2 protein-coding genes are annotated in these 2,035 nt (G+C 60.1%); both read right to left on the bottom strand.

The genetic code is table 11. The features are described 5' to 3' along the window. Positions 1 to 22: 22 nt before the first annotated feature. Positions 23 to 1,531, bottom strand: a complete 1,509-nt coding sequence (locus WBF74_RS11550) for a hydroxymethylglutaryl-CoA synthase family protein (RefSeq protein ID WP_424439842.1) — start codon at positions 1,529 to 1,531, stop codon at positions 23 to 25. Positions 1,532 to 1,636: 105 nt separating this feature from the next. Next, on the bottom strand, positions 1,637 to 2,035 hold a 399-nt coding region (locus WBF74_RS11545), incomplete at its 5' end, for an SPOR domain-containing protein (RefSeq protein ID WP_424439839.1).

Raw genomic sequence — 2,035 nt, 5'->3', positions numbered from 1 at the left:
CTGCCGCCATGTCCGTTTCTCCCTATTCGGCCGCCTGGCCCGTTTGTGATGCTGCTGTGCTGGAAGTGATCGGCACCGCCTTCCAGAAATAGCGGCGGAAGCCGCGCTTCTCGTCAAATTCCTTGATGCGGAAAACGAGCTTCACTTCCATGCCGGAATCGACCGTGCCCTGCTCCACATCCGTGAAATCCATCATGATCCGTCCGCCTTCATCGAACACGACCATGCCGTAATGGTTCGGCGGGTTCATGCTGAAGGACAGGAAGTCAGCGGACCAGGAAAGGATCTTCGCCTTCCGCTCCGCAAACTTGTAAGGCTCCTGCGTATCAACCGTGTGGTTGTTCGGATTGACCGAAATGCGCGAACGTGGGAACTGGACAACGCCCGTCTCCGTGCAGCGGCCGCCAACAAGCCCCATCAGCATATCTTCATTGCGATAGAGCGTGGTGAGAGCAGTCTTCTTGTCCTGCTCGGCGCGCATACCCTTTTCCCACTCGATCAAGCCGTTGAAAGTGAGGAACTTCATGTAGTTCGTTTCCTCGACGCGGTTCTTGAGCGAGCCGACAATGCCGCGCTTCGAGGCCTGGCTTGCAAGCTTGTCTGTCACTTCAAAGACAAGCGCGTCACAACCGCCGCCGAAATGAAGCACCATCACCTTGTCGCCGGGCTTCGCTTCCGTCTGGAGCGTATGAACCAGCATGACGAGCGAATGGGCTGCACCCGTCTCACCGCAATTCGCGGCAAGCGTGTCGCGCGCGGCTTCAGGCGCAATGCCGGAACGCTTGGCGAGCTGCTGCGCAAACTTGTCGCCAAAGACGCATGGAAGAACGAAATGCTTGATATCGCTCGCCGCCACGCCGGAGTTTTCGAGCGCGGCCTTCACGGCCTTCGGAACGATCTTCGAAAAGCCTTCGTCGCGAATCCAGCGTTCTTCCCAGTTGTAATCGAACTCTTCCGTGTCGCCGCGGAAATGGTCCACGAAGTCGATCGTCAGGCTCGCGCCACCGAGATAGGTCGCGATGACGTTTTCCGTGCCAACCGACACCGCCGCTGCACCATCACCGAAATCGAGTTCCTGCGAAGTGACAGCCTTCGTCTTGCGACGATCGGATGCGAGCACAAGCGCATGCTTCGCCTCGCCCGCCTTCACCGCCGAAAGCGCCTGCATCAGCGCGGATGTGCCCGCGCGCTGCGTCGAGGCCACGTCAATCGCACGCACGCTTTCTTCAAGCGTCAGCGCGGCCGCGATAATGCCGCTGTTGAGGCGATCCTTGAAAGGCATGGTGGTCGAGCCGAAATAGAGCGCGTCCACATGGCTGCGGTCGTCATCCGGGCCGAGAAGATCACGCGCGGCTTCCACCGCCATGGTGATCGCATCTTCGTCCCAATTCGCCATGGACCGCTCGCCCTTCCCCTTGCCGAGGAAGTTCGGTGCAACCCAGGCATTCGCCTGCGTCACGGCTTTGCGTTGCAACCTGAGCCGCGGAATATATCCGCCAAAGGCTGTAAGCCCCACTGCTTGCTGGGCCATACGTCTCCCTTTCCGAAATTCGGGTTATTGTTGGTGTGACTCTACCGGGGATGGGTGCAGCCCGACAACCATCAGAAAAGCCGCACCGGGAGCGCCAACAGACCGCTACGTCAAATCGGGGCTTTCGACGACAAAGCAGGCAATCTTGCGCTGTTCCAGTACCTTGCAGGCCGATTTTGCGTCACCAATTTTCGAGAAGGCACCAGCCTGCAACCGGTAGAAAACGCCCTTGTCGCCAAGGTCCGCCCGCTGGATCGCATGACCCGTCCCGCCCAGAACCGGAAGCGCAGTGCTTGACACCTCATCCCATGCCCGCAGCGCCAACGCCTCCTCGCGGAAGGCACCAAGCTGCACCCGGTAGCGCGCGGCAGCCGCCGCAGCAGGAGCGGGCTTTGCCTCGGCTTTTGCGAGCGTCAGGGGCTGAGACGGAGCAGCCACCGGAGCCGACGGAATATCGTCGGAGGGACGAAGCGAGCCGGTGATGATCTCATCATTCGCAGAAGC

This window comes from Parvibaculum sp., from assembly GCF_049672805.1.
In the GTDB taxonomy this organism is placed as follows: domain Bacteria; phylum Pseudomonadota; class Alphaproteobacteria; order Parvibaculales; family Parvibaculaceae; genus Parvibaculum.
Note: the sequence above shows the minus strand (reverse complement) of the source record. Positions and strands in the feature narration are given on the sequence as shown.

Excerpts from the sequence above, each read along its gene's own strand:
- WBF74_RS11550 (WP_424439842.1), bottom strand. The coding sequence starts at position 1,531 with ATGGCCCAGCAAGCAGTGGGGCTTACAGCCTTTGGCGGATATATTCCG.